The organism is Enterococcus sp. 7F3_DIV0205 (genome assembly GCF_002141365.2).
GTDB lineage: Bacteria > Bacillota > Bacilli > Lactobacillales > Enterococcaceae > Enterococcus_L > Enterococcus_L palustris.
On record NZ_CP147244.1, the window covers coordinates 2301962 to 2321457 of the forward strand.

The window sequence follows — 19496 nt, forward strand, 5'->3', positions numbered from 1 at the left end:
TTCAATTCTTCGGATAATTTCTGCAATTTCTTTGGAGTCTGTTGGATCTAATAAAAATCTGCCACACATGTGAAAAACCTCCTGTCTGTAAAATAACTTATCATTATTTTACAAACAGAAGGGGAGATTTGCTAAAAATCTGATTGGCCATTGCTTTTATTTTATCTTAAGTTTTTAACTTTTTTAGTTAAAAATAAGTATTTGTGGATCACACTAATTAAGTTATAATAGAGTGTCGCCTATCCAACAATCTTGCGATTGAAGGAAGGTGTACTCGATGTTCTTAGCATTTTTCTGTCCCCTTCTCGTGGGAGTTTTAGTAGCTCTATTTGAGTATTGGCTAAATACCAAAAACAAGAAGTAAAATCACTTTAAGGCGACATTAGCCCACGAAAAAAAACTGATTGGTTTATTTCTGATTCTTTTTGACGTATAGTTCGCCTTTTTGAGTTTGGCCATTGTCCTGGCATTATCGGTCGTTCGCTTTTAATCCTATTTTATAAGGTGGACCTAACACTGTAGCTAGCAGAAATCAACTACTTCCCCGAAAGATCCTTTTTGGGAACCAAGTAGTCAATACTTTTTTGACGATATTAGATATATATCTAAAACTTAATCCAATCTCTTATTTCCTTAGCTACCTTGTAACCCTTACTCAACTTAGAATTTTCCTCTAAATAATTTTCACCTTTCTCAGTTATTCTTGATAGACCCATTCCATAAACCATATTCGATCCATACATTGGTTTTGTGATATATCCTTCACGATCAAGAAAAATTACATTTTCAAAAAACTCTTTTCCTGTTATACCAAAATAATCAGCTGTTACATTATCTTCGTTAACATCCAGCTTTTTTAAAATAGCATATCTCAATTTTTTCTTATCCATAATCAACAAAACTCCTTTTCTTCTAATCATCTCTATAACAATCCTTTTTGGGGACTATCTTATTTAATAGATCTCTGTTGATAATCATTATAATTATTTAAAGTATGCGGAACATTGTTCTTATCACAATAATCATGAAATTTACTTAGTTCATATCTATCTGATAAACTCAATATTAAAGCGGATAACCCTATACATACGACTAAAATAATGGCCGCTTCTAAAGTATATATCTTCGTACCAATCACTTCATATAAAGCAAATTCAACATCAAGCCAACTGTCAAAATAAATATGCAACCATACATAATAATGCCTGCTATTATGTTTAAACACTTACTCAACAACATACACATTCCTCCTACTGATCCTTTTCGAGAAGTTTTTCAACATTCTCTTTTCCAACGTTTTTGGGAAACACACATTTAAGAAAAACTGACACAATCGGTTTGTGTCAGTTTTAATATTACTATTGGATTATTCTACATAAATAATATTTAATTACTTCATAAATTTTTTATTTTATAAAATACCGACTTCCCTTTAAAGGGTTTGTTGTTGAAAAGTATCCCTGTAAATCTCCTTTGTATGATCTGGAAGGGAAGAAAACATATTTACTACTAACTGGAACGACATATCTACGATAAGGTGACAAATTCCTATTAGCGCGAGTGTGAAAATAAAATGTATCAATTTCTGCTCTAACACCAAATAGATAAACTTTATAGTAATTTTTAAAATAAAAAAATTTACCACTATATCGTGTACCTGATCCAGAAAATGGTTGTGATGAATATGGTAAAGGTTCTTTCAAAAGGTGAGTTTTTACCGGAGGCTTAGCCCCAAAAGTTGAAATTATTGGAGTATCATTAATTTCAACTACATCCTTAAATATTCCTAAATCAGCGCCCGACGAAGCGCTTACATTAATATCAAAAATATCAATTGTTGATTCCAAAATATGTGATTTCGCCATTTCGTTTTCAACAATACTAATAAATTCTTCTGTTTCCCCAGTTGTCATTACCCTGTTAAGCACTGGATTATAAACTACACCTTCACCTTTTTCTACATCTTCTTTCATAACTTCAAACGAAGCTGCATCTACACTCATAGAGGTAAAGAATGTTCCAATAAATACCATAACAATAATAACTAACAAGTTTTTAATATTTTTCATTTTATCCTCCTTATTTTAAGTAAAATACTCCAAAGTAATATAGCTTTATATTGCCATATGCGTGATAAAAAAAAATCTTAAAGAAAAAAATAATACACACGTAAATTCTATATTATCAAAAATATTGGAAGCGACATTAATGATTGGTCAAAAGAAAAATTTAATTTAGCCTGTCTAGGACTCCCTTATCAAGAATTTTCACCTCATTATCTTTTGAAGCTTTATAAAGATGTTATTGCTGAATTTTCACTTGATACGGACTTCATTAAGTCTGAAGTAAATAGATTAGGATATGTAGAAGGAAACTATTATGGCGCAGAAAAATAAACCATTGAATATATACTTTAAAAACAGCTACTGACACTTAACAGGTGAGAGTAGCTGTGTTTAAATTTGAACATTTTTCTGTAATGTTCCTATTCTAAAAACCGACGTTTTATAAAAAACGCTCTTTTTGTCAATGCTCCGATTCTATTTTCTACTTCTCTTTCTTCAATTCTGCCACTTGTTCTTCTAACGCATTAATTTTTTGTTGTCTTCTTCTATATAAAACAAAAAGTAGAATCAACACGAACAGAACGAACAATAAGATAATATAAAGCAAATAGTTGTTTTTATCTTGATGAATATAGGCTTGGTCATTTAGTTTTTTTGCTTCAGTTGCTTTGATTTCAAATTCTTCTTCAAAATCCCATGTTTTCCCTTTTGACTCTGCCTGAACTGCTAATACATATTTTCCAGGTTTAAATTCTGTTTCTTGTAAGCTTACTGGATAGTTAAACACAGAATTTGGCGCCATTTGTAGATCACTTTTTTCTGTTTCATAGAGAACTTTATCTGTGTTTTTCTTGCTGATTTTTACATTTACGTTCAGTTTGTTTAAATAAGCGGCTTTAGGATTCGTCAATTGGGCAAACACGGTATTTCTATTGTTGATTTGTCCTAGATTTACTTTGGATAATTGTAAGTCAGGTGTGACTTCCTTCTCACCATGTAAAACAAGGGCGATCACATAGCCAAATTGATTTTTGATTGCAACATCAGCGGTCGATTCTGCTGATTTTTCTTCCATACTGTCACTTGTGAAAATAATCCCACCAGATAAGATGCCTGAAAAATCTTTTTTTGGCATTGCAATCGCATAGTCAACCTCTTTTGATTCATGAGGCGCTAACGTGATTGCAGGTGTATTTGCTTTGACCAGCTTACTTAGATCATAAGGTAAATCGATTGATTGATTTTGGTCACTATTGATATACTCAACCACTCCGTTGGAATTAGTCGTGGCTGTTTTAACTTTTGTATTGATCGTTCGTTCTTGATCGGACTTATTTGTTACCTTGACCTTTACTGTGTGGGTTTCTTCTGGAGTAAGTCGTAAATCAAAATAGGTTTTCGTTTTATCTACTTGCTTGATCGAAGGAATCGCTTTTACTTCATAGTCTGCATCTTGAGCCCAAACATTCAGTGTTCCTACCAGACATCCGAATACAAACCCGATCAGCGGCAATGCAACTTTAAGTGTTCGTTTTAACATGTAAATTCCTCCATTTTTTATTTCTATGTATGTTTTGGAGCGGGATAAACTTTTTTTAACCCGCTCCATTTTCTAAATTCGATTAACTATTTGTTGGTTGATCTAACAATGTCCATGTTAAGGTTGTTTCATATTGTTTTGCTACTTTGACTGTTTCACCTGGAACGGCTAAAACGGCAGCGTCTTTACCAAAACTTTCGATCGTTACCCCATTACCAAAGCCTGCTTCTGCATCTAAAATCGTTGCGCTTGAACCGTCTGTATTTAGCACAACATCTGTTTTAGCAGTAGCAGAACCTGTTGATTTGTCTGAGATCGTTGGTGTTTTCAATGTGATTTGAGCGTTTGTCAATTCTTTTTTATCTGCTTTAAATTGACCGTTTTGAGCAACTTGTACTGTCCAACCTGCTTCTGTTCCGCGGATATCTTGAACAGTTGTTGCTGTATCTGTTTTGCTTTTGTAAACTTCATCTTTTGCCGAAATTGGATTTGATCCAAAGTCAAAATCAGCCACATTTAATAGTGTCAAAGCGCCTTCGGTTGGTGCAGTGAAGCCAATGTCACTTTTTGATTCTTGGTCTACCATTTCTTCTGCATTTACGACCATGCTTGTACTAAAAATCATTGATATTGCGGCAATTCCTACTAAAATTTTGTTTGTTTTCATTTAAATTCTCTCCTCATTCTTTAAAATTCTATATGATATCATCCCTGTTATAAACAACAGAATGGATATTCCACTTATTAGAAACACATTATTCGTTGGATCTTCACCCGTCTGGGGCAACAGACTCGTTTTGTCTGGTTCTTTTTCGTTCACTTCATAAAATCCAACTGTAGTTTTTGAATTTTCTTTTGCATAACTTATGTCCATTATGCTGAAATAGATCAAATAACCACTGATTACGAATAGTTTGAGCCATTTTCTTTTTTTATTTTTCACAGTTTGGCACCTTTCAATCATTTGCGACAACATCGTAAAGTTCCCAACTGATTTCTCCAGAATATTGATCAGCTAATGCGTCCCCTGATTTCACAGATACTTTCAAACCATCATTTGAGGTTTCCCAGTCATGACTTATGTTGTAATCCTCATGAGTCGTTGTGACTGCTGATTCAATGATTGCAGATGTGTTTGTATGGATTGGCACTGTTTTCCCGTCTTTTACATAAAATAAAGCATCGCTCAGTGTATGCTGTGTTTTATTTCCAGTCAGTGGTTTGGTTAAAGTCGCTCTTAACTGCCAATTGGAGCCTAAGGTCCGTGTATCTTTTACGATGATGTCTTGATCCTTAGATTCAATCTTATACTCTTCATCTTTACTAGATAATGCATGGGTTCCAAAACTAATTTTCGTTGGTACAGTAGAAAAACTTAAGTGTCCTTGATAGTTATACACCACTGTTTGTCCTTCGCTTGAGAAAGTCCCTGTCGCATTTGGTGGTGCGGCTGTCAGCGTATAGCCTGGAATTTCTTTTGCTTCAGTCTGATAGGGTTGGCTGATTTTGCCATTCAATATTTCGGATGGCGCAATCTCTTGTCCGTCTTCATTTAAATAGGTTACAACAACTGGTTCGCCTTGAACAAAGTCAGCTTCAAGTTGCGCTTCGTTACTAAGTTTAACTTCGTCATTTACAGTCGTTATGGCTGTATTTGGAATCAGAAGTTGGTTGACACTAAGATCAGATATATCTTCTTGAGTTGGATTTAAAGTGCCGTTCAGCTCAATCGTATAGGTCTTTCCATAAAAGGCTTCATCCGCTAAACTTTCTGGTTTTGCTTCAACTTGTAGCTCATTTTCTGCATCTTTACTAAGCGAAAAATAATCAATAGCGTTATTTCCTGTTTCATCATTGATCGTAATGTCCTCTGATGAAATGTCTAGTAAATTTGATAAAGCATCTGTGATTTTGACTGATTGAATCGGAAATCGAGATGAATAAGCCGGAATTTTTTGAGCAATCGTGTATAAGTGTCGCTTGTCATTCCCTGTATAAGTGAAATGGTCCCCAGTTTTCACTGGTGCTTCAAGCTCTTCACCACCTGCAATGTCTCCCAATCCTGGGAAATCATCATAATCAAACATCGCTGTACTTTCTTCCGTATCAATCGACATATTCGTATGGATATCGTAGCCTGAAATCACGCTTCCTAACACTCGTCCCTGTGTATCATCAAGGGTCACAGAAGTTCGCGGTGCTAAGACTGTTCCTATAAATAATGAAGCGTTGCTTCTAAATTGAATCTCTTGGTCTTCATCATTAAAATTGTGAACAAGATGAGTTGCCGTTTTATACGTTTTTTCTTTTAACTCTTCAGAAATTGTATGGCTATCTGATTTTATCAATGGCATTGCTTTATCCGCATATTTTCTTTCAAAAAAGACACCTTTATTTCCTTCGAAACTATATTCTTCATCGCCGGGCAAACTAGGATAAGCTGTCGCATGAAAGAAGGTACTGCCACTGAAATTAAAAGATGGAAAATGTTTATAGTTAATAAATAAATACGGCGGTAACATCGTATCTGGGTCGTAATTTGTATAATTGATCGAAATATCCTGTGCCGTTTTGAAATGATCGATTTGTCCATCTACATCGACAATCACCACTGCCTGTTCCGTCGCCCCTTTTTTCAAGGCAATATTGATCTGGATAGATGACTGTCCGCCCCAATCATTCGGGTTCACTACTTTTTTCTCGGTGTTTATTTCAGCTGTTTGAACTGCCGAATTATAAACCGTTGACTGTTCTGTATCGGTCAGTGCTGCGTAATAATCGCTGACACTCTGAATATTTCCTGTCACTTGGGAAAAGTTCGAAATGCCGTTATCCGTGAATGATGGAAATGAATCAAGTGAGTCCTTATATATTCGTTTCGAAAAATTTTCCCGCAAAGCAGGATAATATTGTAATGCATCATTCATTTCCTTTTCCGTTGGTAAACTTCCTATATAATAATGTAAATCTTGACCATCAACATACTTAAAACTTGTTGCGTTAGCATACCAGCGGATGACGTCACTACCTGTAATCGTTTCAGAAACTACTCCAGGATCGATTTGTTCCAAGTCCCACTGACGTAGTGAATGTTGGTAATTTTGAAAGCCACCGTCTGACAAACCAGAGGAGCCATTAGACGTTATATTTTTTGCTAGAAATTGTCCTACAAGCTGTTTGTCTTGCAATTGATCGGTATTAAAATAAAGTGTACCGCCAGCCGTCAAATTCGTTTTTGTTGAAACACCTAGTGGATAGCTATCAGGTGGTACGGTCGTTTCAGCGAAAACCTTATCCATCGAACTTACATTATATAAAAGACAGAAAAACAAAATGAGTAAACGAAACATGTTTTTTTTCATCGATTTCTCCTATCTGCTTATTTCATTAAGCAATACCTGCTAAGCAACTTCTTGACTACTATGAAATAATACAATTTTTTTCAGAAAAAATTTATATATTTCTGAAACAATCTGTTTCAAAATTAAAAAAACAACGGTTTTTTATTCAGAAACCCTTTAACAGCATGTAAAAACGAGCTGAAACAGAACATTCGACTGTTCTGTTTCAACTCTAAAAATAAGATAAAATAGTGAGAATTCAGCGATAAATAATATACATTCCACTTTTAACAAGTATTGTCTACGACACAGAAAAAATCGTTTTGTAAAAAATATCATTGATTGCGTCGATCATTTTCCCCCATTGTTCAGGATTCAACTGCTCATCAAAATAAAAATATTCTGTCTTAGGATTTACAATCTCATATGAATCAGAAATAACTAGATCAGCTGTCAATACGTCGTTCGTAAAAATAATTCGTTCCCGATTATAAATATCTAGAATAATTTTTTTGATACCATCTGCCAAGATCAAGTTATTGTTAAAGATAACACAAATTGACATACTCCCCGCTTTTTTATTTAAATAAATACCTGAATAGATGGTTAGTGTGAGAATCGACATGACACCTTTCAACGATTTCTTGTTTATTTTAGAATAAAATTCCTGCTGCTCGATCACTTTCTCAATCTTACTGAAAATTTCCACGCTCGTTTCATCGTAATCGATGATGGAATGAAACGACAATCCATTTTTATAGTAGCCGGAAATATCAATATTGATATGTTTGATATAGATCAATAAAATAAGCAGATAAAAGTAAAAGTTAACATATCCTTCTTCGCTGTATTCTAAGTTGAATTCTTTTTGAATTTCTGCCATTAACTTTGTCGTGTATTCTGCAATCTCTAGTGATGACTGTTGATAGTTTTCAACAATTTTCTTTTTGGTTTCCATTGAGTCCAAATTGTAAATCAAGCCTCTAGTCGCATACAGCAATAACGCTCGTTCTTTATGGTAATCCTCCATTGATAATCGTTGCTTCAGCACTGGCAACAATTCCGAATCTTTCGTATCAAAATAGACAATATCAGATAAAAAGCTTTCTGATATCTCTATAGGATTTTTTTGCCTGACAGCCCTTTTTAATGTAATCAATTGAATAAAACGCAATTTCGCTCGTTGAGATTCTGATAATGATGCTGTATGATCAAAATATTCCTCAAATTCTTTGATCTCCCACCATGAAGCTGGATAATTTTGATTGTCATATTCAGTTGATTTAAAAATTGACCAGTATGAATAAAAAGCAAACAGACGAATCCCGACTTCATTACCTGTCAATGGACTGGCTACTTTATCAAATGAAATTTTCCCGCCAAAAGGAACTAACATTTGTTTTAACTCCCGTATTTGTTTGTAAAGCGCTGAACTACTCATATGCAAATCAAGAGCCATTGCCTCGATTGAACTATAATGATTTTTTAGCATCCCATCTAAAATGAAAAAAACACCACTTTTTTTGACAAAAAACAAATGAATATAGTCCACCAAATAGCCAATACTGTACGGTTCAGATGTTTCGATTTGATATGTCCCAGTCTGAGCATTTTGGACTAAATGAACTTGTCCATCAAAGGTCTCTTCTACCTCCTGCGCTAAATCATTGATATATCTGCTCAAGGTACTTTTCGTAAGAGTATGCTTTTGCATCAACTCATTAAAGCTCAACCCATTTTTCGAGAAAACAATCGATTTGAATAGATCAAACTTCATCCGTTCTTTTTTTCCCATAAATGAATTTCGCATAGATGCCTCCTATCTTAGTCTTTGTACTCTGATTATTTTCTTCATTATAAAGCAAATTGCTACACTCTGGTTCATAAATGCTCACAGATTTGCCAACTCAAATAAAAAGAGCCTGAAGCAACTCCCTTTATTGAGTGGAGTTTGTACTTCGGTCTCTTTTTTTGTATTTCAATCAATTAAACTACTTATTCTTCAAATGGACGATCTTCGCTAATCTGGATGGGTTCAATTTTTTTCGCTCGTCCTGTCTGATCGTCGATATCAATCACACAAGCTGATAAGACACTCCGGCCTTCTTCGACAACTTCAAAACGTTTTGGCAACGCCGTTCTGAACTTTTCAATAATCGGTCCGCGCTTCATCCCTAATATGCCGTCATAGGGTCCGGTCATCCCCACATCACTTAGAAAAGCCGTGCCTTCTGGTAAAATTCTAGCATCATTCGTTTGGACATGCGTATGCGTGCCTACAACTGCACTGACTTGTCCATCTAAAAACCAGCCCATTGCTTGCTTCTCACTAGTCGTTTCTCCATGAAAATCAACAAAAATCAATGGTGTCCGCTTGCGCGCTTCAGCTACCAATTCCTCTGCTTTACGAAATGGATCATCGATATCTGCCATAAAAACACGCGCCTGCATGTTGATGACAGCTAATTCTAGCTGATTGACTTTGACAAAAACCATGCCTTGGCCTGGTGTGCCTTCTGGAAAGTTAGCTGGCCGAAGCATTTTTTTAGCGTCATCGATAAATTCGAAGATTTCTTTATTGTCCCACGTGTGATTGCCTAATGTGACAACATCTACGCCGTCTTGTAAAAACTTCTTATAAATCTTACCCGTGATGCCTCGACCTGCTGCCGCATTTTCCCCATTCAGTATCGTTACTTGGGGACGATATTTTTTCTTCAGCTTGGGTAAATAAGTGGTGATCGTATCTCGGCCTAGTGAACCTACCACATCTCCTATAAATAATATACGCAAAAAACTTCCTCTTCTCTTTTGATTTCTATTGTTATTATAGAGGTTTTTGGGATGGAAGGAAAGAGTCGGTCATATTAAGAGTTTTTATTTTTTACGAGTACATTCTTTTTCAGAAAAAATCATCGTATCTCTCCCCTATATGACAAGGAGAGACATAACGTTAAGAGTTGTATCTCAGGCCTTTTTTAATCTCTTTCAAAAATCCTTAAAACGTGATATTTACTTCCATCATTTCTGATCAGAAATTTCTGCGTAGAGTTCTCTAAACGTTCCGTTTTGATCATATACAACAGCAATCTCTTTCAAAAATTCTTGCTCTTTTTTTAATCCACTTGCGTTAGAGATAACAGGCAGATAATCGGCAGTAACTGGTTCTTTGTCTTCTTTTATTTTTTTTTCATAACCGGCTAATCCAGAGTTGATCTTATTTTCAGCTAGTTTCATATTTTGTCCGATGCCCTTGATAAGATCCGCCAGATTGTTATTCGGCAATGTTTCATTAATAGGAGCAATTTTAATATTTATAAGCTGGGATTTTAAGTATGCTTCTTTGCGATCAGCTGAGTATGTGTAGTTGAAGGTGACTTCTACGATAATTTGTAGTTCTTTTTCCTTGTAAAAAGTGTATAAAGTACGAAATTCTAGTTCTTTATTTTTGGCAAAAACTGAGTAGGTAGTTTGCCTTTGTTGAACCTCTTTTGATGGAATCTCTTTTGTCAACAGTTTCTTCGTTTCTTCATAATAGGCTGGAATCCCTAGTTTATATTTCTCTTTTATCAGCTCAAAAGCGTCCTTTTCTGTTTTCAAACCCGAATTATCAGAGTCCCCAAAAGAACGAGTTTGATTTCCCGTCCAACTTAATGTTTGATCTGCTTTAGAGAAGTGTTCATATCGGGATGTTTTCGTACAACCTGAAATAACTAACAAAAAAAACAGAATTGCGCATCCTAATCCTATATATGCCGTTTGCTTTCTCATTTAGGAACCACCACCCGTGTCGGTCCTTGCCCTGAAAAGGCTTCTTGTGAAAAACTCAATTCCACCGTACTCTGATCAGAAAGTTCGTAAAGAACTACACTTTCAACAGATTCTCCTTCTTTTACTTCTTTTGTTTGAGTTGACATTAAATCTTTTACATCTAGTAATGATGTACCTTCTGGAAGACTTCCAAATGAGAGCGCTTTGTCATTTTGCTTAGCCGTTACTAAATCTTTCCATACAGATGGTTGCATCGGCTTTGTGCTTAAATTTGTAAACGTATATCGGATCGCCAACAATTTCTTGTGATTAGCACCCGTTAGTTGACGTACAGCTGTTGTTTCCATTTTTATTTCATCATTTTCAATGGTAATAACATCGCCTTCTTCTTTTTTCTGCTCTTCTTCGTCTTTTTCTGCATTTTCTTTGTCATAAGAAACTTCTTTAAAGGTTCCTACTGAAGCATCAATGATTTCCGAGCGTTTCTTATAGGAATTATCATCCGCAGAATAAAAAGTCAGTTGGACAAAACCATGTTCTGTCCAGATATAGTAGAAATGCGCCCAAACACTTTTTTCGTTATAAATGGTGTTTAAGGTATATTTATAGGCGGGATTATTGTTTATTTTCAGTTCTTTCATATAAATATCTTTTGCTTTTTTGTATTTGTATCGTTCTTTTAGTTTTTCTCGAGTTTGTTCCCCGAACTCTTTTCGATCGACTTCCATCACAGGTGCCGTAATAATAAATAAGTAGGAGTTACTTTTCGTATCCTCTGCGCTGAAAGGTGTGTGAAGACTATATTCATCGTTTGTTCCTTTATCTACTTTCCATCCAGAAGGCAACTGTAACTCATACGATATACCTCTATCGGTGAACGCTTGCTTTTTCTTATCTAACGATTGACCGCAACCACTTAAAAAAAATACGACAACAATTATGGCTAAATAGAAGGCCTTTCTTTTTTTCATAGTATCGAATCCTCTTGCTTTCTCTTTTGATTATTTCTCTGAGACCAATAGACATACAAGCCAAACAGTAGGACACAAACTATCAATAGTATGCCGCCTAGTTTCATTCCTTTGGGATAATAAGTCAGTTGAATGGTGTGTTTGCCTGGTGGTATTTTTACAGTAATCAAGGCGTCTTGTACAGCCTCAATTTTTGCTGGTTTTCCATCAATAGTGGCTTGCCAACCTGCATCGTAAGGAATTGTTGTAAATACGACTTGCTCTTTCTCCGTTGAAATTGTGGCTTTCGCTTGGTTTCCTTTGACATCGAATATTACTTCTTTTTGTTTGATTGCTTTGATTGATTCATTAAGAGCATCTGTTTTTAAGACAAACACGGAAGGACGAATTACTTTTACAACAGATGATTCCTTGAATTTAGCTGTCACAATTATTTTTTCTGCCTTATCATAGTGCCCCAGATTGTAGTAGGACCCTACCGAAGAAAGAATTCCTGTCACCTTACTTCCAGAAGTTGTCACTTCTACAATACCATCCTCGCCCCCTCGATTTGCTCTAGCGTCTAAGTTCAGATAGGCTTGAGCCTGTGCTGGAACGTTGATTTCCCAAGTGATGCTTTTTTCTTCACTTGCGTTAGTTTCTTCTGAAAAGTATGTGAAATCCCCTTCTTCTCGGATATACAAATTATCACGAGAGACTTCACTCAATCCTGTAAATTGGAAAAGAGGCTCTTTTCGTTCTGAAAGGTATTGAATTAATGCAGTTTGGTTTTCATTATTTTTTGATTGGTAAATCCCCTTATCCGTAAGCATTCCTAATGGCAAGGCATCTTTATTTTCATATAAGCTATATTTTCCTTGTGTAGCAATTTTTTTAAAGCCATATTTTTTAGGATCCTTTTTGGCAATATTGTATTTAACACCAAGTAAGTCATCCATTAAAATCGTGTTATTTCGATATTGAACCGTTAGATTCGTACCTGGTGAACGGTAGCCCAAACGATCTAAGTATTGGGAAGAATGCCGATTCCGAACGGAAGAAAACATAGTAATCCCTGAATAATTGTAATTAAAGCTATCCGTCCGACTTACGGCATCTACATTTTCTAGTCGATAAAAGGAATCATTTTCTGCTTGCGCTTTTTTTACCAACGGTTCAATATCTTTGTAGGCATTCGTATACTTTTCTCTACTGGTATAGCCCCATTCCCGATTGATTCCAATCATAATTTGATAAGTATTAAAAAAGAGTTCTCCACAAACACAAGCGACTAGTAGAGTAGGAATGAACCATGCCCACTTCCCCTTTTTTTCTTTCAATAGAAACAAAGAGACATAAACAATGAATAAAATGACTGTGACAATCAATGATTCTTGGGTAATATAACCATATCTTTTTTTATTGGAAAAAATCGCTGCTACGATAAAAATGCCAATGACAGATAAGGTAATATTGCCTAATAGATTAAGGTCTTTTTTCTCAAATTGCTCCAATCCAAATCCTGCTAATATCAACACTAAAGTTGAATACAAAAAACTGTAACGGAATAAAAACATGTTAGGTGAATGGAGTCCTTGCCAGAATAGATTTAAAGGTTGGACATATACACTGATTACCATAAATAAAAGCAGTCCGCCGTACAGCAATTTGTTTTTTAAAGGAATTTTTTTAGTTACAAAATAGAAAATAGAGAAGAGCAGTGGTAAGAGTCCGATGTAAATAAACGGAGCGCTACCGAATTTGGATGTATCATAAGCTCCCGCCATACTTTTGACGACAAAATCCCAAGACCCGACATCATTAGTAAAAAAATAGTCGATGGTATCCATTTTTTCTCCATTCGTTCTCAGATCGATCACTGAAGGAAGAATGATTACCATAGATGCTCCACCAGCAAGAATTGATGTAATTAGATAAGGGAAGATTGCTCCTTTATTCCGTTTCCAATCTGTCAAAGTACGAATGGTAAAATACAAAAAGCTGAACACCCCCACCATAAACGCCATATAGTAATTTGTGACAAATAATAAGAAGTAGGAAATGAACAATAATAACGGTTTTTGTTTATCCATCACACGATGAATCCCTAATAAAATCAATGGAAGATAAATCATTGCATCCATCCACATCAACATGATCGAATAAGCTACCGTAAAACTCATCAATGCATAACTCACACTTAACGCTACTTTTAACCATTGTGGCAACCGGAAGGTAAAATGTGAGAATACCCAAAAAGTCACACCCATCGAACCTATTTTAATCAATAAAATTAAATACATAGCATCAGGCATCTGTATGTTATCGAAAAAAAACACGATAAAACTAAATAAACTGTTCACATAATAACTCATTAACGAGACAAAATTTAATCCTAGAGAACCCGTCCATGTGTAGAAAAAGGACTGCTCACCATGCAATAAATTATTAAATCCTGCATAAAAATTAACTAATTGACCAAAAGCATCGCTTGCCAAAATTGTCCGATCACTGGTGGGATAAATCCCTAATCGATAATAACTCGCTGCCATAATGAGCACAGGCAGAACAAAACTCAGCGCTATCGCTATGCTATTTCTTTTAAAAAATGATTTCTTTTGTTTCATCGTTGTCCTCGCTTTTCTTTACTTAATTAACCCAAGCCGATTCAATGGATAATACCTAAATGTCACGACTCCTTCGATTTTATTTCGATCAATCAACCCTAATTCTCGACTATCCGCAGAATGTTTTCGGTTGTCTCCCAACACAAAAAATTGATTGTCAGGAATCATCGTAAGTCCTTCTAGCTTCGCCGCAACTTCCCAAGTCACTCGAACTTTGAGCGTCCCGTCTGGCAACTCAATTCCTGAAAGGTTTGTTTCATCAGCTGGTGTGGGGTTGGTCTCAGCCATTTGCCCATTTAAATACAGTGTATTTTGGTCTAACCAAATACGATCACCAGGTAGTCCCATCACTCGTTTTACATAAGATTCATTTGGAACTTCATTAGGTTGAAAAGTAATGATTGAATAGCGCGTCGGATCTTTGCTTTTTACGATAAACAAACGGTCTTTATTCTGTAGCGTTGGTATCATCGATTCCCCGCTTACCATGTGAGCTTTTATTTTCATAAAAAAACAACCACTCAAAAAGACAACGAACAAAACACAAGCTAGTTTAAAGTAACGTATCTTTACTTTTTCTTTAATCTCTCGCCATTTTAATTTTTTCTTTTCTATGTCAATCATCCTTTCATCCTCCGCCACCTAAAATTGTTGTATCAAGTGAAGCGGTAGAACTCTCATTTCAACAACGCCAACAATTTCTTTTTCATCTACATACCCGTACTCTCGACTATCAGCAGCATATGGGCGATTATCTCCTAATAACAGATACTTACCTTTAGGTATTATCTCTGTTTCTGGTGTCCAATCAGCTGTATATTCACCTTTACTACTTTTCGCTCGCTGCACTTCTGCCGCTATGAATCGTTCATAAACATCATGATCATTGACATATAAAGTATCATCTTTATAATGAATTGCTTCACCTGGTAACCCAATCACACGTCTTACTGATGTTTCTTTACTCGTTGAATCTCTATGTACAACTAACTTGAATCGTTTGGGGTTAACTAATTTATTTACGAGTACCCACTCGTCATTATTCAGCGTAGGTACCATTGAATAACCTGCTACTTTAGTAAATGAAAGCGTAAAAAAGGATAATAAATACAAAAAGATTCCTAATATAGCTAAACTAATCCCAAATTCAACGAATGTTCTCTTCATGCGGACCAATCGTCTTTTTTTTATCCGGATTTGTTTCACCTCAAGAACCCTTACTGTCTTCCTTTTTATATGTGTGGGATGCTTCTTGCTTTGATTAATTACTCGGTCTTTAGAAGCATCCAACTTCTTTTTCTGATCTTTTATTCCTGTTTTTTTAGGGCGCCCATGAGAACTGCTTCTTTTTTTTATACTCACATTAGCCTCCCTATAGCTCGTTTATTTTTTCTGCTTTAATGCAGATTCATTTATGCTAAATTGCTTAAAAACTTTTTTTTGTGTTTCTTTGATCCGTTTTAAATCATCTATGTAAGTAGAAATGATTTCTGGATTGTTCAATTGTTTTGCTGTAAGCGAATAAGCATTTGTTCCATATTCACGTACCTGTACATAATAGCGATTTAGAATTTGTTGCCCTTCTTTTGATAGACCATTGGATGGAGTTGAACTGCCATAAGATGCCATCAAAGAGCTTAGCTCCATTAATTTCTCTTTTGATTTTTCTACGTCCCCACCATTTTGAAAGTTAACCAAAGTTTTATTCATTTCATCTGTCACAAAATAGCTTTGAACAATAATATTGCTATCGGCTGAAGATAGATTAGTTTGTTGATAGTATCGTGCATAAAGTCCGCTACTCACAAATAGCACACTCAAAATAATCAAAATAGTTCCTCGTTTAACTTGGGCTTTTTTCTTTCTAATCAATAATCGACGAGCGCGTGCCCAGCGTTTCTTTTTTTGTTTATTTTTTGGTCGTTTGCGATTTAATTCATCTAAGTCTTTATTGGTAATAAAAAATAGTGCGAAAGAAAAAAGCCCGATAAGAAAAGTGATTAGGAAGGCTGAACAACACCCCACAGAAAGCCAATCCAATACCGTCATTTTTTTATCTCCTTTCTTCCATTAGCGCTTCTTTTTTTTGTTTCTTTTCTTCTTGTCTTGATTCTTTTTAGAAACAGTACGTGTGATGATATAAATTGCTAATAAAATAAGAAGAATACTCCCAACAATCAGTGCAATCATTTTCCAATTAATCCCTCGATCTTGAATAAGAGAAACATCTTCAGCATTATACTTGTCAGCATCTTCTCGAGTAACCTTGAATTTCCCACGCCATTCCCATTTTTCATCCCCTGCTGTAACAACGATATGCCCAATATAATCGCCTGCAACAAATGCTTCACCATTTAGATTTACAGGGAAAGTCATTGCAGAATTCGGCGCCATACGATAATTTTCTTTTTTCGATTCATATAAAATCTCATCTGAACCCTCTTTAAAGATTTGTGCATCTACTGTCATCCCTTCAATATAGACAGGTTCAATATTAGAAAAATTAATCATAAAGGAGTTACGATAATTCGTTAAACCAGCCTCGATTTTATTGAATTTCAACTCCGGCTGCAGCTTAGCATCGGTTTCACTCAACAACATACCAGCGATAAATGCGTATTTATTCACTACTCCTTTAGCCTTCTCATCCGCTTTTTTTTCTTCCTCCGATTGCGCTTTTTGTAAATAGATTCCACCAGCAATATAGCCGTCATATCGTTCTTTTGGCATAGTGATTTTTACAGGAACGTTTACTGTTCCTTTGGGTGGCAGCGTGACTTTTTCTGGGACTTTAGCAATATCTTCTAGGCTATATTTCAATGAAGGATCTTTCTCGATTTTAGTTGGACCGTATTCAATCACACCATTACTATTGGTTTTAGCACTGTGCACAGATAAATCCACAGAAAGTTCTTTGTCGGTCATATTATATAACTCGATTTCAACAGTTTGTTTTTGTTCAGGTGTCATTCGTAAATCAAAATAGCCGGCATTCCCTACTTGATTTTCAGGTTTGATGATTTTATAGCTATAGCCTATCCCAAAATCTTCTTCCGCAGCATATGTAGAATGAGGCATACTTAAAAATAAACAACTTATGTATACAACTAAAAATAGACTTTTTTTAAAAAATGAGTTCATGATTGTTTCCTTTCCAGTTACTTTCTTTTATAAAATGAGTTGTCGGCCGTAAGTAGCCGACAACCATTATTTTCCTTTAAGCTACTTACTTAGCAGCAGTTAATACCCAAGTTACTTCACCTTTGTAATTACCTTCAAAGATTGTTTTATCTTTTCCAACAGTCAACTTCACTGATTTTTCAGATGATTCTTCACCTGTCGCATTTGTTTTACCAAAGTGGATGTAAGTTTGTCCTTGACCTTGGTCTTTATTTGAACCAGTATTATCAACGATTGTTACTGCAGAAGCTTCAGTTACTTCGGCAGAAGTTTTTACCGCGCTTGTTGGTAATGCAATTTCTTCTGCTACATTTGTTTTGCGGCCAATATTTCTGTATAACAACGTTGCTCCAGAAAGTGTACGTTCTTGCGATTCTTCCCCGTCCTTAACAGTAGTTGTCATTGGTTTTGTGATTTGAGCTGTTAGCGTATAGTTGTGGTTCAATGTACTACGAACATCTTTGATCAATACGTTATTAGCCATTACTGCTTCTTTTTCTGTATAATTTTTAGCCCAGAAGACACGGTCATTTCCGTCTGTCACAACAGCATTCATTCCGAAGCTTAATGGTGTCACATCTTGAATCCCAAAAATAGCTGGTCTGATCGGTCTAGTAACTGAACCAGATTCGATATCAGTATCTGAGTTTCCATCTGAATCAGTTAGTTTTGGTCTTGTCGTGTCTGTATCATCACCTGTATTACGAGTGAATTGGATATCCATATCACCTGTAAAAGTTGTATTATCTGCCTTTGTAATTCCTGGTACAGCTACCGCTACTCCTAGTGTTGCTAATAATACAGCACCACATAATTTGTTTGTTAATTTCATTTGTGTTTCCTCCTATATTGTGTGTTTTTATTTATGGTAACTCGGAAATAATCCAAGTCAGCACCGTTGTATAAGTTCCTGGTTCTTTTTTAGTTCTCCCAGGAATAGTCAATCGAACTGCATTATTTAAATAAACAGCTTGATTATCTTTAGAATTGTCAATGACAGGCTTCCCGTTTTCATCTAACCGAGGAACTAACGTAGATTTTTCATCATTTGGATTGTCTTCTGACGTTCCGAAAATAATACTCCATGTTCCTCCACCTGTTCCTTTTTCAGCTTTAGCTAAGGTATAGGTTTCTCCTAGATTGTTCAAACGAATGACTTCTTTTGAAACACTAGGATATTTTGGGATTCCATTTGGTGTGTTGACCCATGATTTATCGAAAGAAAGAACCGCGCCATCAAGTTGATGCTTCTCTTTATCTTGCTTAGTAAATTGAGTTTCTTGGCGAACTTGTAAACTCCAACCCGTTTGCGTATCTCTATAATCGGAAATTTGAATAAAGTTCCCTTTAGGAGCAATGATTCCTTTAAATAGTAATGAATCGACTGGATAGCTGATATCATTTTTCACTATTTTGTTACTACTGAAGTTGATGTTAGGAACAAAATCAATTCTTAACGGGCCATTAGTCTTCCCGTACTCATCCTCACTTATTAACTCATTTTTAGGATTTTCAGGATCTAATACGCCAAAGCCTGGATCAACTAGCCCTTTGAATGAGATACCTATGTCTCCTGTTTGTTTTTCGGCATAGGCATAATTTGCCCCTCCAGCTACTATAGTAGCGACAATGACAAATACTAATGGAGAGATCCAATGAATTTTACTCATTTACTCATTGCTCCTTCCCTTTTGTCGACGATTGAGCCACCAGATCAACAGTAATAACAGTATTAATAAGATTCCACTAATCAAAAAGCTATACTTGATCAACTCACCGGTCGAAGGTAATCTACCCTCTGGTTTTATCATAACGTTAGACGAACTGGATGGGTTCATTGAACTGGACGAAACTGATTCACTTGTACTCGGTGAGGTATCATCAAAGAGTGTTATTTCTCCTTTGGTTTGGATCTGTGCCCCATCTTCAGCGTTTACATCTCCCACAGCAATTACTGAAAAAACAAGTATGAGTAAAGAAGAAAGTATAGTTTTAACTAAAAAATTCTGTTTTTCCATGCT

18 protein-coding genes are annotated in these 19496 nt (G+C 35.5%); 1 reads left to right on the forward strand and 17 read right to left on the reverse strand.

The annotated features are described in order from the left end of the window. The first annotated feature begins 277 nt into the window (after nucleotides 1-277). The gene (locus A5821_RS17595; protein ID WP_139844074.1) at nucleotides 278-364 is read left to right on the forward strand and encodes a type I toxin-antitoxin system Fst family toxin; all 87 of its coding nucleotides are present in this window, start codon (nucleotides 278-280) and stop codon (nucleotides 362-364) included. 241 nt (nucleotides 365-605) lie between these two features. On the opposite strand, the gene A5821_RS10865 is transcribed toward A5821_RS17595, so the two are convergent. From A5821_RS10865 to A5821_RS10945, 17 genes are all read right to left on the reverse strand, one after another. Next, nucleotides 606-890, reverse strand: a complete 285-nt coding sequence (locus tag A5821_RS10865) for a YjcQ family protein (protein WP_170923021.1) — start codon at nucleotides 888-890, stop codon at nucleotides 606-608. 516 nt (nucleotides 891-1406) lie between these two features. Next, on the reverse strand, nucleotides 1407-2069 hold the full coding sequence (locus A5821_RS10870; protein WP_086314594.1) for a hypothetical protein: 663 nt from the start codon (nucleotides 2067-2069) through the stop codon (nucleotides 1407-1409). Between the two features lie 478 nt (nucleotides 2070-2547). Then, entirely contained in the window at nucleotides 2548-3606 is a 1059-nt protein-coding gene (locus A5821_RS10875; protein WP_086314595.1) for a DUF916 and DUF3324 domain-containing protein, read from the reverse strand. A gap of 82 nt (nucleotides 3607-3688) precedes the next feature. Further along, nucleotides 3689-4273, reverse strand: a complete 585-nt coding sequence (locus A5821_RS10880; protein WP_086314596.1) for a WxL domain-containing protein — start codon at nucleotides 4271-4273, stop codon at nucleotides 3689-3691. A 289-nt stretch (nucleotides 4274-4562) separates the two neighbouring features. After that, on the reverse strand, nucleotides 4563-6968 hold the full coding sequence (locus tag A5821_RS10885; RefSeq protein ID WP_086314598.1) for a MucBP domain-containing protein: 2406 nt from the start codon (nucleotides 6966-6968) through the stop codon (nucleotides 4563-4565). Nucleotides 6969-7248: 280 nt separating this feature from the next. After that, nucleotides 7249-8757 (reverse strand): helix-turn-helix domain-containing protein, encoded by a 1509-nt coding sequence (locus A5821_RS10890; protein ID WP_086314599.1) that lies wholly within the window; start codon nucleotides 8755-8757, stop codon nucleotides 7249-7251. Between the two features lie 185 nt (nucleotides 8758-8942). Next, complete coding sequence (locus A5821_RS10895) at nucleotides 8943-9740, reverse strand: TIGR00282 family metallophosphoesterase (RefSeq protein ID WP_086314600.1); 798 nt, start codon at nucleotides 9738-9740, stop codon at nucleotides 8943-8945. A 228-nt stretch (nucleotides 9741-9968) separates the two neighbouring features. Next, nucleotides 9969-10718, reverse strand: a complete 750-nt coding sequence (locus tag A5821_RS10900; protein WP_086314601.1) for a hypothetical protein — start codon at nucleotides 10716-10718, stop codon at nucleotides 9969-9971. Continuing rightward, entirely contained in the window at nucleotides 10715-11689 is a 975-nt protein-coding gene (locus A5821_RS10905; protein WP_086314602.1) for a DUF5067 domain-containing protein, read from the reverse strand. The genes A5821_RS10900 and A5821_RS10905 overlap by 4 nt, the downstream gene beginning before the upstream one ends. Continuing rightward, a complete protein-coding gene (locus A5821_RS10910) occupies nucleotides 11686-14295 on the reverse strand; it encodes a YfhO family protein (protein ID WP_086314603.1) in 2610 nt (869 codons plus the stop codon). Before A5821_RS10910 ends, A5821_RS10905 begins: the two co-directional genes overlap by 4 nt. Nucleotides 14296-14313: 18 nt before the next feature. After that, entirely contained in the window at nucleotides 14314-14919 is a 606-nt protein-coding gene (gene lepB / locus A5821_RS10915; RefSeq protein ID WP_086314604.1) for a signal peptidase I, read from the reverse strand. 18 nt (nucleotides 14920-14937) lie between these two features. Next, nucleotides 14938-15657, reverse strand: a complete 720-nt coding sequence (gene lepB / locus A5821_RS10920) for a signal peptidase I (protein WP_086314605.1) — start codon at nucleotides 15655-15657, stop codon at nucleotides 14938-14940. A 21-nt stretch (nucleotides 15658-15678) separates the two neighbouring features. Continuing rightward, nucleotides 15679-16344, reverse strand: coding sequence for a hypothetical protein (locus A5821_RS10925; RefSeq protein WP_086314606.1), 666 nt, complete (start codon nucleotides 16342-16344; stop codon nucleotides 15679-15681). 21 nt (nucleotides 16345-16365) lie between these two features. Further along, nucleotides 16366-17436, reverse strand: a complete 1071-nt coding sequence (locus A5821_RS10930; RefSeq protein WP_086314607.1) for a DUF916 and DUF3324 domain-containing protein — start codon at nucleotides 17434-17436, stop codon at nucleotides 16366-16368. 85 nt (nucleotides 17437-17521) lie between these two features. Next, nucleotides 17522-18307 carry a WxL domain-containing protein gene (locus A5821_RS10935; RefSeq protein ID WP_086314608.1) on the reverse strand — a complete coding sequence of 262 codons (786 nt, stop codon included), beginning with the start codon at nucleotides 18305-18307 and terminating at the stop codon, nucleotides 17522-17524. Between the two features lie 31 nt (nucleotides 18308-18338). Further along, nucleotides 18339-19145 carry a WxL domain-containing protein gene (locus tag A5821_RS10940; RefSeq protein WP_086314609.1) on the reverse strand — a complete coding sequence of 269 codons (807 nt, stop codon included), beginning with the start codon at nucleotides 19143-19145 and terminating at the stop codon, nucleotides 18339-18341. Next, nucleotides 19146-19493, reverse strand: coding sequence for an LPXTG cell wall anchor domain-containing protein (locus tag A5821_RS10945; protein WP_086314610.1), 348 nt, complete (start codon nucleotides 19491-19493; stop codon nucleotides 19146-19148). Between the last annotated feature and the right edge of the window lie 3 nt (nucleotides 19494-19496).

Coding starts and splice junctions, on each gene's coding strand:
- A5821_RS10935 (WP_086314608.1), bottom strand. CDS start 18,307: ATGAAATTAACAAACAAATTATGTGGTGCTGTATTATTAGCAACACTA.
- A5821_RS10890 (WP_086314599.1), bottom strand. CDS start 8,757: ATGCGAAATTCATTTATGGGAAAAAAAGAACGGATGAAGTTTGATCTA.
- lepB (WP_086314604.1), bottom strand. CDS start 14,919: ATGATTGACATAGAAAAGAAAAAATTAAAATGGCGAGAGATTAAAGAA.
- A5821_RS17595 (WP_139844074.1), top strand. CDS start 278: ATGTTCTTAGCATTTTTCTGTCCCCTTCTCGTGGGAGTTTTAGTAGCT.
- A5821_RS10930 (WP_086314607.1), bottom strand. CDS start 17,436: ATGAACTCATTTTTTAAAAAAAGTCTATTTTTAGTTGTATACATAAGT.
- A5821_RS10910 (WP_086314603.1), bottom strand. CDS start 14,295: ATGAAACAAAAGAAATCATTTTTTAAAAGAAATAGCATAGCGATAGCG.
- A5821_RS10885 (WP_086314598.1), bottom strand. CDS start 6,968: ATGAAAAAAAACATGTTTCGTTTACTCATTTTGTTTTTCTGTCTTTTA.
- A5821_RS10945 (WP_086314610.1), bottom strand. CDS start 19,493: ATGGAAAAACAGAATTTTTTAGTTAAAACTATACTTTCTTCTTTACTC.
- A5821_RS10870 (WP_086314594.1), bottom strand. CDS start 2,069: ATGAAAAATATTAAAAACTTGTTAGTTATTATTGTTATGGTATTTATT.
- A5821_RS10905 (WP_086314602.1), bottom strand. CDS start 11,689: ATGAAAAAAAGAAAGGCCTTCTATTTAGCCATAATTGTTGTCGTATTT.
- A5821_RS10875 (WP_086314595.1), bottom strand. CDS start 3,606: ATGTTAAAACGAACACTTAAAGTTGCATTGCCGCTGATCGGGTTTGTA.
- A5821_RS10940 (WP_086314609.1), bottom strand. CDS start 19,145: ATGAGTAAAATTCATTGGATCTCTCCATTAGTATTTGTCATTGTCGCT.
- A5821_RS10865 (WP_170923021.1), bottom strand. CDS start 890: ATGGATAAGAAAAAATTGAGATATGCTATTTTAAAAAAGCTGGATGTT.
- A5821_RS10900 (WP_086314601.1), bottom strand. CDS start 10,718: ATGAGAAAGCAAACGGCATATATAGGATTAGGATGCGCAATTCTGTTT.
- A5821_RS10925 (WP_086314606.1), bottom strand. CDS start 16,344: ATGACGGTATTGGATTGGCTTTCTGTGGGGTGTTGTTCAGCCTTCCTA.
- A5821_RS10880 (WP_086314596.1), bottom strand. CDS start 4,273: ATGAAAACAAACAAAATTTTAGTAGGAATTGCCGCAATATCAATGATT.